The organism is Kitasatospora sp. NPDC091257, assembly GCF_044757675.1.
Classification (GTDB): domain Bacteria; phylum Actinomycetota; class Actinomycetes; order Streptomycetales; family Streptomycetaceae; genus Kitasatospora; species Kitasatospora lactacystinica.
The window spans coordinates 1-1,231 of the sequence record NZ_JBIVVI010001779.1 but is presented as its reverse complement, the minus strand read 5'-3'; the positions used below and the strand labels follow the sequence as shown (position 1 = coordinate 1,231).

At 68.7% G+C, this 1,231-nt stretch carries 1 protein-coding gene; it reads left to right on the top strand.

Annotation, left to right across the window (positions count from 1 at the left end; genetic code table 11):
- Nucleotides 1–1,231 (top strand): condensation domain-containing protein (locus tag ACIQOV_RS41975; protein WP_401056479.1); only part of this gene is annotated, 1,231 nt, incomplete at both ends.

Below are 1,231 nucleotides of genomic sequence, written 5' to 3'. Positions count from 1 at the left end.
GCCGGCACGAGGCCCTGCGCACGGTCTACCCGGCGGTCGACGGTCAGCCGCGCCAGCTGGTGCTGCCCGCCGGCGACGTCGAGGTGCCGTTCCGGGTCGAGCCGTGCGCGGAGGAGGAGGTGGCGGAGCGGATCTCGGCCGAGGCGTTCGCCGCCTTCGATCTCTCGACCGAGCTTCCGTTGCGGGTGGCGCTGTTCACGCTCGGCGAGGGCGAGGGCGAGGGCGAGGGCGAGTCGGTGTTGGTGCTGACCTTGCACCACATCGCGAGTGACGGTTGGTCGATGAGGCCGTTGTGGGAGGGGGTGGCGTCGGCCTATCGGGCGCGGTTGGCGGGGCTGGCGCCGGAGTGGGAGCCGTTGGCCGTTCAGTACGCGGATTACTCGCTGTGGCAGCAGGAGCTGCTGGGTGGGGTCGTGGGTGAGCAGTTGGCGTACTGGTCGGAGGTGCTGCGGGATTCGCCGCAGGAGGTGGCGTTGCCGTTGGACCGGCCTCGGTCGGGGGTGGTTTCGCGTGCGGGTGGTCGGGTGGAGTTCGGGCTGGATGCGGAGCTGCATGCCGAGCTGGAGGGGTTGGCGCGTCGGCACGGTGTGACGTTGTTCATGGTGTTGCATGCGGCGTTGGCGGCTCTGTTGTCGCGGCTGGGTGCGGGGACGGATGTTCCGATCGGGACGGTGGTGGCGGGGCGTTCGGACCAGGCGTTGGACGATGTGGTCGGGTTCTTCGTGAACACGTTGGTGCTGCGGACGGATGTGTCGGGTGAGCCGACCTTCGGTGAGTTGTTGGGCCGGGTCCGTGAAGCGGATCTGGCGGCGTTCACGAACCAGGACGTGCCGTTCGAGCGGCTGGTGGAGGAGCTGAACCCGGTCCGTTCGGCCTCCGTGCATCCGCTGTTCCAGGTGATGCTGGTCCTGCAGAACAACAACGAGGAGGCGCTTCAGCTCCCGGGCGTCACGCTGGAAGCGGAGACCTTCGCCGATGCCCCGGCCAAGTTCGACCTCAACTTCGCCTTCACGGAGTCGTGGGCCGGCGATGGCACGCCGGGCGGAATCCGGGTGGAGCTGCAGTACGCGGTGGACCTGTTCGACCACGGCACGGTTGAGCTGATGGGGCGGCGGTTGGGTGCGCTGTTGGCTGCCATGGTTGCGGATCCGGAGCGGTCGGTCGGGTCGGTGGATGTGCTGGTGGGTGGTGAGCGTGAGCTGATCGTGTCGGGGTGGGGTGGTGGTTCGGG